Below are 18,057 nucleotides of genomic sequence, written 5' to 3'. Positions count from 1 at the left end.
CAGATATACTTGCAGAAAGACAACAAGCTTTATAACAAGATGGCCAGTTCGGAGTCACTCTTCTGGATCGATGGTGCCGTAAATGCAGATGAAGTAATCAAAGCCGAAGTAAAAAAAGGAGCCGCTGAAATACTGGGATATCCCTGCGATGAAGTAACACTCACCTGCAAATCGGGTGTGCAGAAATATTACTTCAGTCCGAAGCTCAGGGTTGATCCGAAGCAGTTTGCAAATTTCAAGTACGGTAACTTTTACGAGTATATTTCGCGCGCCCAGGCTTTACCGTTAAAGATGGTTATTGAAACTCCTCAATTTATATTGGAGAGTGTAGCCACCGAAGTAAAAGCCCTGAAGCTGGAAGATAAACTCTTCACTTTGCCGGAAGGTGCCAAGTTGGAGAAGAGCCCGTTCTAAGAAAGTCTAAGAAAAATTACCGGCAGAGAGGCTACGCAACGGAGTGCCTGTGGTACGCTTCACGAAAAGCCTTTCTGCCCTCTTCTATAATTTCGTTGGCTCTGTAAAATTCAAATACACCGCACGCATCGCGCGATATATTTACCACAATGTCGGGTTTGTGTATATCAATGGTGAGCTCGGTTAAGCGATCGAGGGTAAGATCATATGAGCGATTCAACAGATCCAGAAATCCCAGTCGCTCCGCTTCTTCTTCCACATGGCTCTCTATTTTTAATACCTGCGTACGAAACGCATCGAGCATTTTCAGATACGCTGCTTTCTCTTTATTCTCTACCGGTGGCTGATGATTGTTATATACCGGTACAGCTGCATTGAGATTTACGGCTACAACCAGGTCATCCGGTTCGCGGGTAATAACATTGAGTGGCAAAGGATTTAGCACACCGCCATCTACCAGTTGTAATCGTCCATCAATAACCGGTGTAAAAACAGTCGGTATACCAATGGAAGCACGCAGTGCCTTGAACAGACTTCCGGTGCGATAGTGAATTTCCTTGCGACTGGTCATATCCGTTGCCACCGCAGTAAATGCGGTCTGGAAGCGTTCGATCTGGTGATCGCCTATAAATTCTTCTATTGCTTTAAATACACGCTCGCCTTTTACAAAGCCGTGGGTAGAGAAAGTAAAATCGAGCAGGCGAAATACATCGAGTTTGCTAAGTCGTATCAGCCAGTGTTTATACTCCTGCAGGTAGCCGGCACAATATATACCCCCCACTACTGCACCCATGGAGCAGCCCGCTATCTCGCGAATCGTATAGCCCTCCCGTATCAATTCTTCAATAACTCCAATGTGCGCCATGCCACGGGCACCACCACTGCCAAGCACCAACCGAACGTTTCTCATCTTTACTATCGTGTATCCCGATACTAAAGATAATCACAATCAGCGAATCACTGAAACACTTCTATACCGGAAGGTAAATATTACCGATGCAGGTCCATAATACGACTATCGCTGAGCAGCTCGGGAATAAACATGCTCTCTATTACTTCGCCCACAGGCTCGGTGTTTTCGTAATGTATACCGAGAAACGCAGCGGCTGTTTTGGCAACCTGCTTCTGAAAATACTGCGCTTCGTTTTTCATTTCACCTAAGACCGGTGTATCGGGACCAATCACAGCAAACCACATCTGACTGGAGCCCGGTATAAGGCGACCATGATTCTTCCAGGCTTTGCGCGATATATGTCCGCGACCATGATCGGTGGTAATCAGCAATGTCGTTTTATTCTTATAGTCTTCCTGCGATTGAAGCCATTGCCATAGCTGACTGATCATTCGATCGGTATGATGTGCTGACTTCAGATATTCATCGTAACGACCACCATGACCATGCTCATCGGTCTCATCAAAGCTGATGAACATCACGCGTGGTCGTTCGCGCTTCAGGTATTCGAAAGCGTAGAAGAAAGTAAAGGCATCATAGCGTTCACCATGACCATTCTTCAGTATAGGTTGTAATGCATTCAACAACATCTCGCAGTCGGAGAGTGTATCTCCTATAGCATGCTCTTCTCCGGCATTGGCCGGTATACCATGGGCCTGCGCACGCACTATATAGGGAATCACATTCCACGTAGAGAACACTGCTACTTTACCGGTATATTCTTTTTGTTTATGTATATACTCCAGCACCGTGGCATTCGGATTTTCTTTTTTATCATTAGAGCGTATACCGTTGTCTACAAAGCCGGTCATCATCTCGCTATAGCCAGGATACGAAAACCAATAGGGATTTGCACAGTTAACCCGATTACCCAGTTCGCGATTACCGTAGAGCTGTCCTTCGGCACCAATCACATTCCAGAAAAACGGCATCAGCTTTTGCCTGCGTGCAACGGGAGAGCTATCCCAAAACTTTTCGAGTACACTTTTATCGTGCACATAATCCTTCTCATAGATCAAAGAAGAATCGGCTCCGGCAAATAATTCCTGCCAGCGAAATCCGTCCAGCGTAATGATGATCACATTCTCTGTCTGGCGCTCCTGCGCAAGGGCACAGGAGCCGGCACCAGCCACCAGACAAAGAAGAAGTAACCTTTTAAACATGTACGAAGGTGTACAACAGATATTACTCTATGATGAGTATAACTTTATTCTACCATTAGATAATGATCACGGCAGCGTGAAGCGATTTACCTTTTTGTTATGTCGAGGTAATCTTTCAGCCTTCCTTCCGTATCGTACATTTTGAAATTAAGGTCACCGGCATTTACCGTTATCGTAAAGTAATGATGACCGCGATATGTTTTCGCACTGAACCACGCACGTGAAGGTGCGAAGTCTTCGAGGTTGCCACCTCCTCCTCCACCCTGTACATATACCACCCCGTTTTGTTTATCAACCATATTATTACGAATAGGCAATGTACGCTGATACGTATGCAGGTGTCCGAAGAACACCATATCTACTTTATACTTTTCATATAGCGGCACAATTTTGCGAATAGCGAGATCGCCCATATCACCTTTCTCTTTCCACGAATTTCCATAGTCATCTTCATCTGCAGAATATGGTGCGTGATGATGCGCTACAAATTTCCATACAGCCGTTGATTTCTTCAGTTGTTCCTCCAGCCATATATACTGTTTACCTCCCGGGGCAAATTCCTCTGGACGATTGCTGTTGAGCATGAAGAATTCTGCATTACCATATTTAAACGAGTAATATCCTTCCGGCTTGGGCAACATATGGTATTGGGTATACCAATGAAGATCATCTTCACCATTACCAGCCACCGGAAAAACCGGAATACGCGAAGCGAGTTGTGTTATACCCTGGAAGTATTCGTAGTTCCATTCGAACTTGTGATCTTCTTTACCGCCATCAGTAAGATCACCCACGATCACTAAAAAGTTAGGACGCTCTTCCCACACCATTTTACTTACACGATCATTGATGTGTGGTCTTGCTTCCGTATCGCCAATCACAGCAAAAGAATAGGAGCTGTTTTCTTTTACCGCTGTAGAAAATGTAAGTATACCCGATTCCATCGCAGCGCCATCGCGCGCGATTGCTTTCACCTGGTAGAAGTAGGGTGTTTCCGGATCGAGATTCTCCAGCGTAACAGAGTATATATTACTTTCTTTACCCGCACCTTCGCGTGTAATGGTTTGTGTGTTGAGTGTAGTTTTTTTATTTAACGGAACCTGCTTGCCGTATTCGATAACAAAATCAGCCGGGCGATCGGTCTCCCACAGTATACTGATAGATGTTGGTGTGGAGTAATTCAGGTATGGCCCGGCATTAAAGTGAAATGTATTGGGAAAAAGTTTTCCTTCCACCACCATGTTCTTCAATGCATCGAATCGTTGATTGATCTCGGCTTTGGTTAATGCTTTATCGCTGATGCGCAACATCTTCAGCAAATTACCAAGATCCATATAGGGTTCGTTGTTCATATACGAGGCCACTTCCAGTTGATACTGCGGATCGATATATACCTTGCGTTTGCCGGTCTTCATGGAATTTACCAGTTCGCCATTTACATACAGGTTCATCGCCTCACCATCGAAAGTAGCTACTATATGGAACCAGTAATCTTTCCAGCCTCTGGCCTTTATATCGTAGTGAATAAGATTGGCAAAGGGATTATCTTCTGTGCTCAGGCTATATACTATATTTCTTCCGTATAGTCCGGCCAGCCATGAAGGTGCATCGTTGGTATATTTACTCTTTACAGTAGCCAGTGCACCTACCGGTTTATTCACGTGATTTACCACCCACAGCTCTACTGAGAAATTTCCCTTTGGGAGATTTACTATAGATGTAAAATCTTCTCTCCTGTCGGTAGGCTCTTCTCCGTGAAAGATCAACGGAACGGTTTCAGAAGCCACTTCGGGTTTTACAGATTCCGGTTCGTCAATACGATTGCCGGGATAATTGGCAGCGCGTTGCCCCAGTATATATTTCGGCCAGAACCACCACTCCTGTGCCTGCACATTTCCGGTTGATAAAAGACAAACAAGTCCCACCACTGCACCGGCAAGTGCAGCTTTATTCTTTACGCTATATTTCATGTTGCTGTTTTCCTATACTTTGGAATCGTAGTATACCAGGCTGTAGTCAGACGATCCATCTTCGTACAGATCGATGATGGTATATACTGGTGCAAATTCATCCAGCGCCAACGGGTTGCCCCACCAGTTACCGGACACCGCTCCGTTGCAGAGATATTTTACTCCGAGATAGTCAATGGCATCTACATAATGCACGTGGCCGCTCAGCGCCATCTTTACCTGCTTGTGGTTAAAAAATAAATCCTTTAAACGTTGATGATCGTTGTGCATATCGCCTGCGGGAAATTTCACTTCGCTCAGAGGCTTGCGCTTGGTATAGTATAGCAATGCGCCCATCGACAGAATCGGTACGTGATTATATATCAACACGGGCATGTTGGGATTTTTAGCAAGCTCTTTCTCCAGCCAGGCAAATTGTTCGTCATCCAGTTGATAGCCATTCTCGCCATTTATACTATCGAGTGCTATAAATTTCCAGCCGTTCTTCTCAAAGGCATAGTAACGATTCGGGAGTTTCAATTCTTGTATAGCCCACTGCTTGCCATAGCGTTTATCTTTTTTATAGGTGGCATCCAGTGTTTCATCGGGACCATACCACACATCATGGTTCCCGATAGCACTGTGGATCGTAAGACCATTTTCTGCCTTGGCAATTTTATTCCAGGCCGCCCACCGTGTTTCTACTGTCTGCAATGTCTGGTGGTTTTCATCCATTACTGAATCACCGGTGTTGATAATCATATCCGGTTTATCTTTCATCGCGTTTATCTCGCGCAGCACACGGGCAAAACAGGTCTCAGCATTCGCCTGGTCGATCATGTGCACATCGGTAATGTGCGCTATGCGCAACGCACGCTTTTTATTTTTACTCAGCGGAGCATCCACAGCTTTGGCACTCAGCCACGAGGGAATGATGCTGGTAACTACACCGGCCAGCGCGGTCTTCTTTAAAAAGTCTCTGCGATTAGACATAGGGTTGTGGGTTGTAAATTATAGCGTACTAAAAAAAGAAACACCCGAAGATCGCTCCCGGGTGTCTCTGTGTTATTCATGTTTATTGTAAAATCCAGAGCACTCCGTTGAGATCATCGTTGTTCGCTCCAAACTGTCGCGTTACAGCATCCGTATAGTGCTTAGCATTCGAGCTTGACTCTGCTACAGGATATTGCCAGCGAACAGCAATCTTGTTACCATTACCATTTCCAACACCGGTTGAAAATGCAGGTATACCGGTTCTGCGCTGATTGAAGAACGCTTCCCAGTTCGAGTTCTGCCAGAAAGCAATATACTTCTGTGTCAGGATTTGTTCAAGTCCATCGGCACCACCCTGGTATTGAACGGATGTCTGATTGAGGTAATCGGTTACTGATATATTCATCACCGTACCATAGATTACTGTTGAAAGGTTATTGCCTACTGTAATATCAGCACCATCAACAATACCGAAGTGTTCCATCGAAGCTTTTATACCTTTTATATACCATGCTTCTGCATCACCTGTAGCCCAATTGCGGTTCAGACCTTCCGCTATATTAAAGCACAGTTCAGGATAACCGATAATGATAGCGGGTTCTGCTTTCGATCCGGCAAAGTCTGCATAGTAACGCAGCGCGTTGATGAATGAATATTTACCACCTTGTGCATTGTTACCGAGATCGCTCATGCTAAGACCTGCAGGTGCTCCTACATACGCTGTGTAATCGGTAAATGATTTACCGGACTGGATTTCGTTCGGTGCAGGTGTTGCTGCTATAAATGTACGCGGGTCGTTCAACGCAGTGGTTACATTCAGAAATGCTGAACCTATATTTTCACGTTGAGCATCGCGCCCCTGGCTCGTAGGGTTCTTCGGATAGTTGTTATACGAAGCATTGTATTTATACTGCAGGTTATCATCGAGACTTTCCATTACCGGATATTTAGTCGGATCACCTACTATGGCAGCAAATTTTTCTTTGATCTTCAGATCCGCATCGTTCTCCTTTTTGCTCAGGCTTATCAGCACACGCAACGTATAGGAGTTCACGATCTTCTGCCATGATGTGAGACTGTTGCCCAGGAACTCATCGCCCGATATACCTTTGCAATAAGAACCCACACAATCCGGGTTACCGGTAGCAATGATCGAAGCAAGATCAGCGTTTGCTTCATCCAGCCATTTCAATACCTGGATATATACATCTTTCTGCTTGTCGTATTCAGGAGTGGTGTTGGTTGCTCCTTCCAGCGCTTGCGACAATGGTATATCGCCCAGCTTCTGCGACATCAGGTTGAAGTAAAACGCCTTGAAGAATTTACCTAAAGCAGAGTATGGGTTCAGATCGGTAGAAGCTCCTTTGCGCGCTTCTGCTTCCATCAATACTACGTTCTGCAATACTGCGGTATACTCAAAGTTATCCTTCGCCTTTGTGAAAGGCTGCTGATCGTAGTTGTTTGTACCGTAGTAATCGTACGTGCTGATAAAGAATTGAGCAGCACTCATCGATCCTTGTTTACCGGTCCAGGCATTCTGGTCGTTCATGTGTTCAATAACACCCGGCAATATAAGTGAAGGAGGTGCAGACGTGGGTACGTTCTGGTTCTTCGACAGTTCATTATAATCCTGGCAGCTTGCACATACAAACACTACCGCGGCTGTAAAAAGTATTCTGATATTCGTATTCATATTCGTGGCTGCATTAGAAAGTTAAGTTGATGTTTACACCATAGCGTCTGAGTGTAGGAGATCTCAGATCCTGTGCAGCGGTATAGGTTCCGATGAAAGAATCCCAATCGATGTCTTTACGTTTTGCAAAGTAGAACAGGTTTCTTCCTACGAAAGATATACTTGCAGCACGGAAGGCAGTGCGTTCCATAATGCTGCTTGGTATAGTATAGGTAAGGGTTACCTGTCTCAGCTTGGTAAACGTTTTGCTGATCAGCACACGCTCATCAAACTTCGTTTCAGTTCCGATATAGTCTTGCAGCGAGTAAGCGGTAGTATTCGGCACAAGTTTCAACTGATCGAGGTTCGTGATCTTGCCTGTGGTAGGATCAACTACCGGGTTCGGAGAATCAGCAGCCAATGCTACACCCTGCCCTACATACGTAGGCAGCGGTTGCAGGTTATCGTTATACTTGATGTCGTTCGGGTTAGCGTTAAACTCTGCCAGACGCGCAGCACCATAAGCACCTTGCACGGTAGATATATCACGACCACCTTGTAACAACTTCATATATACATAGTCCTGACCTACACCACCCACACGTCCGTCAAACTGGAAGTTGAGGGAAACGTTTTTATAGCTTACTGTATTTACTACAGACCATACCCAGTCCGGATTATAGTTACCCAGCTTCTGTGCTACGAGGTTATCCTTGTATGGATCGCCATTGGCTTTGTGTATAATATTGCCCTGACCATCGCGATAGAATTTATAGCCATAGTTACCATCAACGCGATCGCCAATTTTATAGGTGATGCGAGAGTCGGCACCGATATAGCCACCATTTACTTCGGTAAGACCATTATAGAATTCTTTATAGCGCTCTACATAAGTTGACCAGTTAGCAGCGATGTTCCAGGTAAAACCACTTTCCGTTTTTATCGGTGTAGCGTTCAGGGCTATCTCCCATCCTTTCTTCTCGGTCTTTACACCATTCACCAAACCACCCTGGTATCCGGAAGCTTCACTCCACGGACTTGTTGCTATACCAGGACCTTTAATGGCTCTGAAGTATGTAACACCTATACCGAAACGGTTCTCTACAAACTTCGCATCAAAGCCGGCTTCGTACGATGAGTTAGAGCTCACCTTCAAGGTCTTCGATCCTACAATGGTATTGCTATATACTGCAGGCACGTTGTTATACGGTCTGCCGGTGTTATAGTATTGCGGCTCTACGATGATCGGACCATCGTATGCTGATTGATATGTATCACCATAACCAAGCGGGTTAGCCAGGTTGCTTGCCTGCCATGCCGGACCAATCGTTGATTGTGTGTTCGTATTCTTTACGTTCGCATACGATGTTCTTACTTTCAGGAAAGATATAGCTTCCGGTAAATTCACGTAGTCGCTGATTACCGAGCTCAGACCGAATGAAGGATAGAAGCCCGTGTTATAGCCTTTCGGTAAGTTGGAATATTTGTCTACCCGTCCCGTTGTAGATAATGTTACGTAGTGGCCGTATGAAAGGTCGAAAGAGTAATATCCGCTACCCACCTGCATCGGAGCTGTATAGTTATACGCTTTGATCGGGTTCTTGGAGTTTGCAAAGTTATATACCCCCGGAACGTTCAGGTAATCGGTCGTTACATACGAAGAGTTGAAGGAATAGGTACGCAGGTTACCACCGACAAGACCAGACAGGTTAAACTTCGGTGTGATATCTTTATCTATACTCAACAATACATCGGTGTTATTCTCAAACAAAGTACGTTTATCCTCCCGGTAGTCACCTTGCTTTTGATCACGTCCATACGCTGACGCGGAGAATGGAAACTTCTCTGTTCTGGTAAGATCCCAGCTGGTAATCTGTGTACGCACAGAAGCTTTCAACCAATCGGTAAGATCATACTTCAATGCTACATATCCGTATACATCGGTCTTGTGGTGACCACGCAACCACTCGTTGGCAACAAACCACGGGTTGTTATAGCGGATATACTCGAAGTTGCGTTGCTGCACACCTTCTTTACCAGGCTGCCAGTAATTTTTCAGATCGTTAATATCCCAGTCAGCACCAGCCCATACATCGATGTTATAGATCAAGCTGTTCGGACCATAGTTAACGTCTGGTATATTATCGGTATACTGACGGTTATAGTTGATGTTCGATTCAATGCGCAGTCTCTTGGTAAAATTATAGGCTGCCGAAAGATTGAAGTTATCGATGTTCAGATCAGTGTTCGGCACTATACCACGCTGATAGGTGTGTGATACCGAGGCACGCACATCATACTTATCCGTGCTGGTGGCTATAGCTATATTGTTGGTAGATAATATACCGGTGCGCAAGAAACGCTGCAGGTTATCTTTACCACGGGCAACCCACGGAGTGGCTGAACGCACGCCAGTAACCGGATCGAACGGGCTGTCATATTGGGAGATCAACTGTCCGTTGAAGCGAGGTCCCCACACATCGTAGTCGTTCTGGTTATAACCATTCTTCTGTCCGAAGTCATCATCACCAAAGCGGTATGTATTATACTCCCCTGGTCCGTACTCGTTCTGTACTTTTGGTATCGTGAGGAAACCTTTATCGAACATCGTGCTTGAATTGAAGTCGATCGCGAAGCCACGCTTATCGTGCGTACCTTTTTTCGTTGTGATCATGATCGCACCATTCTGCCCGCGCGATCCATACAACGCAGCGGCTGCAGGTCCTTTCAATACCGTATAGCTTTCAATATCATCCGGGCTGATGTTCCAGGTATCAGACACCACCGGCACACCATCAATCGTGATGAGCAGATTGGTTTCACCACGAAGCACCAGCTGCGGGCGACCCAGCATTTCAGAAGAAGCACCTACCGTAAGGCCGGCAACCTTTCCTACCAGTGAGTTCAGCGCATTGGGCTCACGAGCCTTTACTAACTCACTGCCGATAACTTTCTGTTGTGAGTAACCTAACTTGGCAACGTCTTTTTCAACACCCAACGCAGTAACAACTACTTCAGAGAGTTGAGTCGCATCGGTAGCCAACACTATATCTACAGAAGTTCTTCCTGCAAGGGGAGCTTCCTGCGAGATATAGCCTACAAAAGAAAACACAAGGGTTGCATCCGAAGATGGAACAGCGATGGAATACCGACCATCGGCATCGGTAATGGTTCCGTTAGCACTTCCTTTCACCAGGATATTTACACCTGGCAGCGGTGATGCATCTTCACCGGACGTAACACGACCGGAGACAGAGGTTTGTGCATAAGCACAAACTACCAATAGCCATGCTGCTATCGTAAGCACGGCACGGCTGGTTCTTGTTCCTAAAGAAAATAAATTCTTTAGTAAAGGTTTGTTCATGATTAAAAGGGTTAGGGTTGTTTCATCCATTGCTTAAAGCCGGGCTAAACTATATATGGCGACCTGTGCACAAGCGCTATATATAGTATTGCTTTAATCTTGATTCAAAGGTTGGCATTAGAATTAAAGTAGTGTTTAGACTAACATTACCTGTGAATTAAACTTTGATAGAGGAAATGAAACTTCTATTAACGAAAACGAGATTGACAAATACGAAACTCACAATGCAGCGAGTTGAAACCGTTTCGGAACGTAACATTCATTTAATGCGTACTAACAGCGATCTCACCCGGTTTATCTGCGCACAACTATTCTGTATGTTTACAATTAGTAAACTATTTCCCCTATGATCGACAACGAAGTTGTATCGCGTATAGCACAAAAAATAAAAGCCACACGTCTCGAAAAAAACTTAACAATACAGCAGCTTGCTTCCCGCTCTAACGTAAGTAAAGGACTGCTTTCGAAAGTGGAGAACTCGCGCACTATTCCTTCACTGCCTGTATTTGTTACCATCATTCAATCTTTAGATATATCGCTCAAAGAATTTTTCCAGGATATGGTATTGAGTAATGGTAAAGATTACCTGCTGGTAAAGAAGGATCAGTATATGCCGATGGAGCGTGAAGGAAGAACGGGTTTCCATTACCAGTTCATCTTATCGCAAAACATTACCAACTGCAGTATGGATGCTGTGCTGCTCACACTGGAACCTGGCGCCAAAGGTAAACCGACTACAACGGATGGCTATGAGTTTAAATATATCATCAGCGGTAGTTGCGAATACCAGATCAACAATGAAGTGATCCAGCTGGAAGAAGGTGACTCTATATATTTTGATGCCACGGTACCCCATATACCGATGAATAAATCGAGAAGGAAAGTGGTGATGCTGGTGATCTATTTTATTTTGCCGAAGTAGTGAGATTAAAAGATTGGAAAATTGAATAGCATTAAAAAAAATTACCGATAGCTCCCGCCTGGAGTTATCGGTAAACCTAACCTTAATCTACCTGCTGGTAGGTCGTTGTAATATTCTTTGGTTTTAAGAATATACATTTCTTTCGGAGACGTGTGATAGTCCCACGGCAAACAGAATATTTTTTATTGTATTGTTCAGGTTATGAAATATCCATACCGCCAGTACCTCTTCTTCTTTCAGGTTTTCAAAAATATAGGTACTGAAAACAAAGAGGAACAGGTTGAAGCAGAAGTAATAGGCAACGGCTGTGTTGATCCAGAAAAACGGAAAACGCGTTATGTTCATGGCCGGCATTGTACTCAGCAGATGATCGTAGTATACCAGCGTGTATCCTATGGCCAGCACACTAAACAGTGTTACCGTATAGCTTTGCATGGTAACTATAGTATGAATACAAAAGGTATCCCAAAGAAAACAGGCGAAGCCAATACCTATAAATGAAAGGATAGCCTGTTTTGCACCATGCAATAAACGCGCATACATGAAACTCAATACAGAGAAGCTAACCAGAAAGTAAACATTGATAATTGGTATCGTAGCGAAATGATCTTTCGCTAAAATATAGCTTGCAACATCGGCTATGGCACTAACGAATAGCAACACACCCAGCAAGCGGTATTGGCGAAATCGTAAAACATGTTTCTTTCTGACAAGAAAATATAGTGGCACAACTATAGAAAAGTATGATATATAGATAAGTGCCCTGGAAAAGTGATGCACGCTATCGATCATTACTTAGGACACACAGGTGGACATGGACTTGATGCATCTTCAAAATTCGAACTGGCGGCTACTTTACCAGTACTATTTGCTGCAGTAGTGAGCAGTAGCTGCGGGTTGTTGTTATCATCGCGCGCAAAAGTGACAACCACATCAGCGTTACCGTTGGTCCATAAGCGAAGAAAAGTATTTTGCCCGAAGAAATGTGATTGCACCGGACCGGTATAATTTGCTACCCAGCATTGTGCTGTCTTCCAGGCGATCGTGCCATTCTGTGTATATACCTGCTTGGAGGTTATCTGCTTTCCATTATTGTCAACGCCCACAGGAAGTATATGCAATCTCTTTTGCGGATCGAGCGCATACATAAAGCTCACGCCAACACAATTTTTACTGCTCAATATTTTATTAAGGGCATCCGCTTTTATAGTATAGCTGGCCGATTGACTGGTAGCATTTTCTTTTCCGTAGTTATCAATCCAGCGTTCGCCCATGCTAAAATCAATAGGCGCTCCCACAGAAGTATTAAAAGGATTTACACTTTCGGCACGGTTGGCTTCGCTGGCAGAACTGCTGTTTAACAGTACACTTTTCTCAGTACTAACAGGAATCGCCTGTTCACTGCATGCGCTTGCTGCAACAACGGTTACAACAAAGACTGTTTTAATTAGGTTTGGTTTCAGGTACATAGTATAATGTTTACAATAAACTGATAGGTTTTCTGCAAGTATATCAGTTTACCAAACCATTTATATACCGGATAAATCCGGTATATAAATGATATACTATATTTATACTTCACTCAGCTATACACAAAGAATTACTCTAATCACCCAAAACGGTATATATCTCCCAAAAATAATTTTTATTTTTTTCACACCACGACCTAACGAATCTCCCAATTTTCTAATTTTTCAATTTTCAATCTTCCAATTTTTTATTTTCCCAATCTTATAATTTTTCTAATCTTATAATTTTCCAAATCCTACTAAAGTCTCCCAATCACCTCTTCTGCCAATCCAAAACTAAGCGACATACCTGCGCCTCCCAATCCATTGACAATCGTAACATGCGGCTGTGGCTCGAGTACAAGACTGATGTTGCCCTGCACTTTGGGATATATACCATGCCAACGCTCGGTAATGCTATATTTACCAAGATCAACAAACTCATGCAGGTAATTAAGAATGATGGTATTGATATACTCCGGATCAAACGGTTCAACTGTGCGACTATAGTGATGCGAGTCGCCAATGATGAGCTCGCCTGCTTCGTTTTGTGCAAGCAATACATGCACACCATGTTTTTTAAAATCTTCCGATTGTTCATCGTAACGCTTATCCAGCGCTTTCAGCGAAGCACATTTACCGAAGGCTGCATAGTGGCGCAGTGTCAGTCCGGCACATAACGTTGGGCCTATATTTACCGGCTTTTCCGTTACGGCTTTCATCATGTGCAATTTGCATTTTGAAACAGGATGCTGATCGTATATTTCAGGATATAGCGTCTCAAAGTCTGCACCACTGCATACATATACCTTATCTACACGCCAGCTCTCGCGTGCTGTTTTAATAAGCGGTACATCGATCTCGGTTACTACGTGACCGAATTTCAGAATGAGTCCGTACTTCTCCTGCAGCCACAAAGGAATTTTGCGGATCGCCTCACGCGCATATACTGTCCCCTCTGTTTCACTCCACAAACCTCCGCGCAGATTTTCGTTCCTTACTACGGGTGAATGTTTCTGTACAGCAGCGGCATCGAGTAACGAACAGCTATAGCCTGCATCTTTATAGAGTTCCATAAACTCATTCAGTACGTTCCACTCATCATCATGATAGGCAAGATGAAGCGAGCCATTGGCTTTCATCCAGAAGCCCGCCTGCGAGGCAACTTCTTCCCAATGCCTGCGCGCGCGTAATGCACGATCAAGACCAACACCGGGCTCCTGTCCTATCGGCCACACGAGCCCGAAGTTTCGAACAGAAGCACCTACGGCAAACTGCTCACGCTCAAACACGACAACTTTATATCCTTTACGAAGCGCCATATAGGCATGCGCCAGTCCTACTATACCGGCACCCACAATAGCAATATCTGCTGAACGATCCATAGTTCTCTATTATAAATGAAAGTGTGAAGTTAATGAAGCGAAGTTTCTTTCCGGTAAAACTTCATTCAAAGGTTCATGTTGAAAGCTTACTGATCAACCAGCCAAGTTTATCGTTTTGTTAAGGTTGCGCTTTCGCTTTTTTCTTGCAACATTTATCCACAAACTTTGAAACCTGAACCGGATACATGTGGGCCAATTTTCATACGCATAGTAATTATTGTGATGGCAAGAGTGCTATAGCAGATGTGGTGCGTCAGGCTGAAGCATTCAGGATGATCAGCCTCGGCATGTCGTCACACGCACCGGTACCTTTTCCGTGCAAGTGGTGTATGAAACCGGAAGCACTGGATACATACCTGCACGAACTTACCGCTCTCAAAGAAAAATCACCGCTTGAACTCTATAGCAGTCTCGAGATCGATTTTATACCCGGTATAATCTCTCCCAACGATTTCCGAAGTAAATTAGATTATACCATTGGCTCTGTTCACTTCGTGGAGAAGTTGCCCGATGGCACTCCGTGGGAGATTGATGGCTTACATACTTTATTCCTGGAAGGATACGAAAAGATTTTCAGCAGCAATATACGCGATACGATCGGCCGGTATTATGAACTGACGCGCGAGATGATCGCGACTGCCTGCCCTACTGTTGTAGGACACCTGGACAAGATCAAGATCCAGAATGTTGACGGTAAATTCTTTGATGAGGGCGATGCGTGGTATCAGCAGGAAGTAAAGCGAACAATCGATGTGATTGCCGAAAGCGGTGCGATCATTGAAGTAAACACACGCGGTATATATCAGAAAAAATCAAGTACCACCTATCCCGGCCCGTGGATACTGGAGTATATATTACAGAAAGGAATACCCGTTACCCTTAGCAGCGATGCTCACCATCCGGATGATCTTATCAACCAGTTCTCTTCTACTGCGCAGCTACTTTCCAAAATCGGTTTCAAAACTTTAACGGTATTACATGAAGGACGCTGGCAACCTTTCCCCTTCCACGAGCATGGCATCATTATCCGCTGAACATCCCATTACCCGATGGCTGCGGCAAACTAACGCGATCGGGTTCACCATCTATACTTCACTGGCAGCATTCTGTTTATATACCTGTGTATATGCCTTTCGCAAAACATTTGCAGCTGCATCGTTCGAAGGTATATTCTACGCAGGCGTGAGCTATAAAGTATGGCTGGTAATTTTTCAGGTGGTCGGCTATGGCATGTCGAAGTTCATTGGTATAAAAGTGATCTCCGAATTGAAAGCGCATTCGCGATCTACCGGTATATTAGTATTGGTAGGTATAGCCGGTATATCGTGGTTGCTGTTTGCTATAACACCGGCTCCGTTCAATATCATTTTCCTGTTCACCAATGGTCTTCCGCTCGGTATGATCTGGGGCATGGTATTCGGCTATCTCGAAGGCAGAAGAATGACGGAGGTGCTGGGTGCTGCACTATCTGTAAGTTTTATTTTCTCTTCCGGACTTTGTCGCTCTACAGGCGCGTATCTTATCCGCGACTGGCATGTATCCGAAATGTGGATGCCTTTTATAGCCTGCTGTTTATATACTATACCGCTGCTTGCATTTTTATATTTACTGGATAAAGTACCGCCCCCGTCATCGCTCGATGAACAACTGCGCACTCGCAGACAACCGATGAATGTAAGCGAACGGAAAAAATTCATCACTACATTTCTGCCGGGCATTATACTATTTGTACTGTGCTATATGTTGCTTACGATTTACCGCGACTTCCGCGATAACTTCTCTGCAGAAGTATGGAAGTCGCTGGGATATGGAAACTCTCCGCAGATCTTTACCGCTACCGAGATACCGGTATCCATAGCCGTACTCATCATCATGGGCAGCATCATGATTATAAAAAACAACAAGCTTGCGCTGATGATCAATCACGTTATCATTGCGCTGGGCATGGTTCTTATCGGCATCGGCACATTGCTCTTCGAACAACACATCATTGAACCCACTACATGGATGATCCTGATCGGGCTTGGACTTTACATGGGCTATGTTCCGTTCAACAGCATCTTCTTCGACCGGCTCATTGCTGCGTTTCAGTATATCGGTACCGTTGGCTTCATCATGTATGTAGCCGATTCGTTCGGATATCTGGCCAGCGTATGCATGTTGTTCTTTAAAGAATTTGGTTATTCCAAAATGGGATGGCTGCAGGTGTTCATTGCCTCGGGCTATATCCTTTCAGTGGCCGGCTTCCTCCTCATCATCGGGTCGATGCTATATTTCCACTTCAAGCACAAACGTTGGAGGGAATCGGCATAGCATTGGCCCGCGGGCAAAAAATTTAAAATATTAATATTCGTGCCCGCCTCCCATTAGAAAATTTGTATTTTGTGGAATAATTCATTGACCTAAATGGCTATTGTTCCAAAGCGACAGTTCCTACTTAAGTTTCTCTTACTGTCCGTCACCCCCATCCTTCTACTCCTTGGTTTGCTTGTTTACCTCCTGGTGCGCGAGGCAGAGAAAGCATCATCAGAGCGAGGTTTTGTTGCCGGTATTGTTGTCGTCTTTATCATCGTGTATGCTATACTCGCTACTTCCTTTACCAGGCGTATGCGCTTCAAAATATCTTCTATCCGCGAGTCGATCATGGCCCTGGCGGCCGGAAGCTTTCGTCACAAAATAGAACTCTCCGGTAACGATGAACTTACCGATATGGCTTCTTCACTCAATACGCTGAAAGAAGACCTGATGAAGAAAACAGCTTTCGCTGAACAGATCCGAAACGGAAATCTCGATGCTGCCTATGAACCGAACCACGAAGATGATCAGCTCGGACATTCATTGCTAAGACTGAAAGAAAATCTGCAGTCAGTAAAAGAAGAAGATCAGAAAAGAAACTGGACAACGGACGGGCTGGCGCGTTTTGTAGAAGTACTTCGCTCGAATAAAAATATCAGTGCGCTGGCACATGACGTTACCAAAAATTTAGTACTGTTGATCAAAGCCAACCAGGGAGCATTGTTTGTTTTAAGTGATGACCAGGGAGGCAGTCAGCATCTGGAAATGATAGCATGCTATGCCTTTAATCGCACCAAGTATCTCACCAAGAAAGTAGATATAGGTGAAGGACTTATCGGCCAGGCGTTCCTCGAAAAAGAAACGATATACCTTAAAGAGATCCCGGACGATTTTGTACGCATCACTTCCGGTTTAGGAGAAGCCAATCCCAAGTATATATTGATCGCTCCGCTAAAGGTAAATGAAGATGTTGTGGGTATTATGGAGCTTGCATCGTTCAAACCTTTTCAACAACATGAAATTGCTTTTGTAGAAAAGATCGGAGAAAATATAGCACATACTATACTATCGTATCGCACAGCTGAGAATACCCAGCGCCTGCTGGACGAATCGCATGAGCAAGCCGAGAACATGCGTGCGCAGGAAGAAGAACTTCGCCAGAATCAGGAAGAGCTACAGGCAACACAGGAAGAGATCAGCCGCAAGTATAATGCACTGTTCAAACAACTGGCAGAGTTGAATTACGAATCGAAGTTCGATCAGCTGAAGACGATCAACTCCACCAAGAAACGTAACATAGAATATTACTTCGACATCATCCGCAACCAGATACTTACTTTCTCGGAAAACAAAATGGTAGTGGATGCCATGAAGGAATTTCGGACAGCGTTCATGCAGATCGGTGAAGGTATAACTGAACAGAAACTGGCAGACTATAAA

At 44.5% G+C, this 18,057-nt stretch carries 14 protein-coding genes; 5 read left to right on the top strand and 9 right to left on the bottom strand.

Features of this window, described 5'->3' with window-relative positions; all coding sequences use genetic code 11:
* Positions 1-414: hypothetical protein (locus tag VIN08_RS16680; protein WP_331967329.1), on the top strand; the 414-nt coding region annotated here is incomplete at its 5' end.
* 31 nt (positions 415-445) lie between these two features.
* Here VIN08_RS16680 and VIN08_RS16675 read toward each other — a convergent pair.
* The 6 genes from VIN08_RS16675 to VIN08_RS16650 form a co-directional block, all read right to left on the bottom strand.
* Positions 446-1,324, bottom strand: a complete 879-nt coding sequence (locus VIN08_RS16675) for a patatin-like phospholipase family protein (protein WP_331967327.1) — start codon at positions 1,322-1,324, stop codon at positions 446-448.
* A gap of 80 nt (positions 1,325-1,404) precedes the next feature.
* Complete coding sequence (locus tag VIN08_RS16670; protein WP_331967325.1) at positions 1,405-2,529, bottom strand: alkaline phosphatase family protein; 1,125 nt, start codon at positions 2,527-2,529, stop codon at positions 1,405-1,407.
* Positions 2,530-2,615: 86 nt separating this feature from the next.
* Positions 2,616-4,499, bottom strand: a complete 1,884-nt coding sequence (locus tag VIN08_RS16665) for a metallophosphoesterase (protein WP_331967323.1) — start codon at positions 4,497-4,499, stop codon at positions 2,616-2,618.
* A 12-nt stretch (positions 4,500-4,511) separates the two neighbouring features.
* Positions 4,512-5,471: a metallophosphoesterase family protein gene (locus tag VIN08_RS16660; RefSeq protein ID WP_331967321.1), complete on the bottom strand. Its 960-nt coding sequence runs from the start codon at positions 5,469-5,471 to the stop codon at positions 4,512-4,514.
* An 82-nt stretch (positions 5,472-5,553) separates the two neighbouring features.
* The gene (locus VIN08_RS16655) at positions 5,554-7,164 is read right to left on the bottom strand and encodes a SusD/RagB family nutrient-binding outer membrane lipoprotein (RefSeq protein WP_331967319.1); all 1,611 of its coding nucleotides are present in this window, start codon (positions 7,162-7,164) and stop codon (positions 5,554-5,556) included.
* 13 nt (positions 7,165-7,177) lie between these two features.
* A complete protein-coding gene (locus VIN08_RS16650) occupies positions 7,178-10,507 on the bottom strand; it encodes a SusC/RagA family TonB-linked outer membrane protein (RefSeq protein ID WP_331967317.1) in 3,330 nt (1,109 codons plus the stop codon).
* A 346-nt stretch (positions 10,508-10,853) separates the two neighbouring features.
* On the opposite strand from VIN08_RS16650, the gene VIN08_RS16645 reads away from it, so the two are divergent.
* Positions 10,854-11,429 carry an XRE family transcriptional regulator gene (locus VIN08_RS16645; RefSeq protein WP_331967315.1) on the top strand — a complete coding sequence of 192 codons (576 nt, stop codon included), beginning with the start codon at positions 10,854-10,856 and terminating at the stop codon, positions 11,427-11,429.
* A 123-nt stretch (positions 11,430-11,552) separates the two neighbouring features.
* Here the strand turns inward: VIN08_RS16645 and VIN08_RS16640 are convergent, their stop codons facing one another.
* The 3 genes from VIN08_RS16640 to VIN08_RS16630 form a co-directional block, all read right to left on the bottom strand.
* Positions 11,553-12,092, bottom strand: coding sequence for a hypothetical protein (locus VIN08_RS16640; protein WP_331967313.1), 540 nt, complete (start codon positions 12,090-12,092; stop codon positions 11,553-11,555).
* A gap of 128 nt (positions 12,093-12,220) precedes the next feature.
* On the bottom strand, positions 12,221-12,898 hold the full coding sequence (locus tag VIN08_RS16635) for a hypothetical protein (RefSeq protein WP_331967311.1): 678 nt from the start codon (positions 12,896-12,898) through the stop codon (positions 12,221-12,223).
* 299 nt (positions 12,899-13,197) lie between these two features.
* The gene (locus tag VIN08_RS16630; protein ID WP_331967309.1) at positions 13,198-14,322 is read right to left on the bottom strand and encodes a TIGR03364 family FAD-dependent oxidoreductase; all 1,125 of its coding nucleotides are present in this window, start codon (positions 14,320-14,322) and stop codon (positions 13,198-13,200) included.
* 185 nt (positions 14,323-14,507) lie between these two features.
* Between VIN08_RS16630 and VIN08_RS16625 the strand changes: the two genes are divergently transcribed.
* From VIN08_RS16625 to VIN08_RS16615, 3 genes are all read left to right on the top strand, one after another.
* Entirely contained in the window at positions 14,508-15,356 is an 849-nt protein-coding gene (locus VIN08_RS16625; RefSeq protein WP_331967308.1) for a histidinol-phosphatase, read from the top strand.
* Positions 15,337-16,635: a DUF5690 family protein gene (locus tag VIN08_RS16620; protein ID WP_331967306.1), complete on the top strand. Its 1,299-nt coding sequence runs from the start codon at positions 15,337-15,339 to the stop codon at positions 16,633-16,635. The genes VIN08_RS16625 and VIN08_RS16620 overlap by 20 nt, the downstream gene beginning before the upstream one ends.
* 171 nt (positions 16,636-16,806) lie before the next feature.
* Positions 16,807-18,057: GAF domain-containing protein (locus tag VIN08_RS16615; protein ID WP_331967304.1), on the top strand; the 1,251-nt coding region annotated here is incomplete at its 3' end.

It is taken from the genome of Ohtaekwangia sp., from assembly GCF_036568665.1.
GTDB lineage: Bacteria > Bacteroidota > Bacteroidia > Cytophagales > Cyclobacteriaceae > Ohtaekwangia.
The sequence above is the reverse complement of the archived record's forward strand: the minus strand, read 5'-3'. Positions and strand labels throughout refer to the sequence as shown.

Excerpts from the sequence above, each read along its gene's own strand:
- VIN08_RS16625 (WP_331967308.1), top strand. The coding sequence starts at position 14,508 with ATGTGGGCCAATTTTCATACGCATAGTAATTATTGTGATGGCAAGAGT.
- VIN08_RS16635 (WP_331967311.1), bottom strand. The coding sequence starts at position 12,898 with ATGTACCTGAAACCAAACCTAATTAAAACAGTCTTTGTTGTAACCGTT.
- VIN08_RS16670 (WP_331967325.1), bottom strand. The coding sequence starts at position 2,529 with ATGTTTAAAAGGTTACTTCTTCTTTGTCTGGTGGCTGGTGCCGGCTCC.
- VIN08_RS16620 (WP_331967306.1), top strand. The coding sequence starts at position 15,337 with ATGGCATCATTATCCGCTGAACATCCCATTACCCGATGGCTGCGGCAA.
- VIN08_RS16630 (WP_331967309.1), bottom strand. The coding sequence starts at position 14,322 with ATGGATCGTTCAGCAGATATTGCTATTGTGGGTGCCGGTATAGTAGGA.
- VIN08_RS16655 (WP_331967319.1), bottom strand. The coding sequence starts at position 7,164 with ATGAATACGAATATCAGAATACTTTTTACAGCCGCGGTAGTGTTTGTA.
- VIN08_RS16660 (WP_331967321.1), bottom strand. The coding sequence starts at position 5,471 with ATGTCTAATCGCAGAGACTTTTTAAAGAAGACCGCGCTGGCCGGTGTA.
- VIN08_RS16650 (WP_331967317.1), bottom strand. The coding sequence starts at position 10,507 with ATGAACAAACCTTTACTAAAGAATTTATTTTCTTTAGGAACAAGAACC.
- VIN08_RS16645 (WP_331967315.1), top strand. The coding sequence starts at position 10,854 with ATGATCGACAACGAAGTTGTATCGCGTATAGCACAAAAAATAAAAGCC.
- VIN08_RS16675 (WP_331967327.1), bottom strand. The coding sequence starts at position 1,324 with ATGAGAAACGTTCGGTTGGTGCTTGGCAGTGGTGGTGCCCGTGGCATG.
- VIN08_RS16665 (WP_331967323.1), bottom strand. The coding sequence starts at position 4,499 with ATGAAATATAGCGTAAAGAATAAAGCTGCACTTGCCGGTGCAGTGGTG.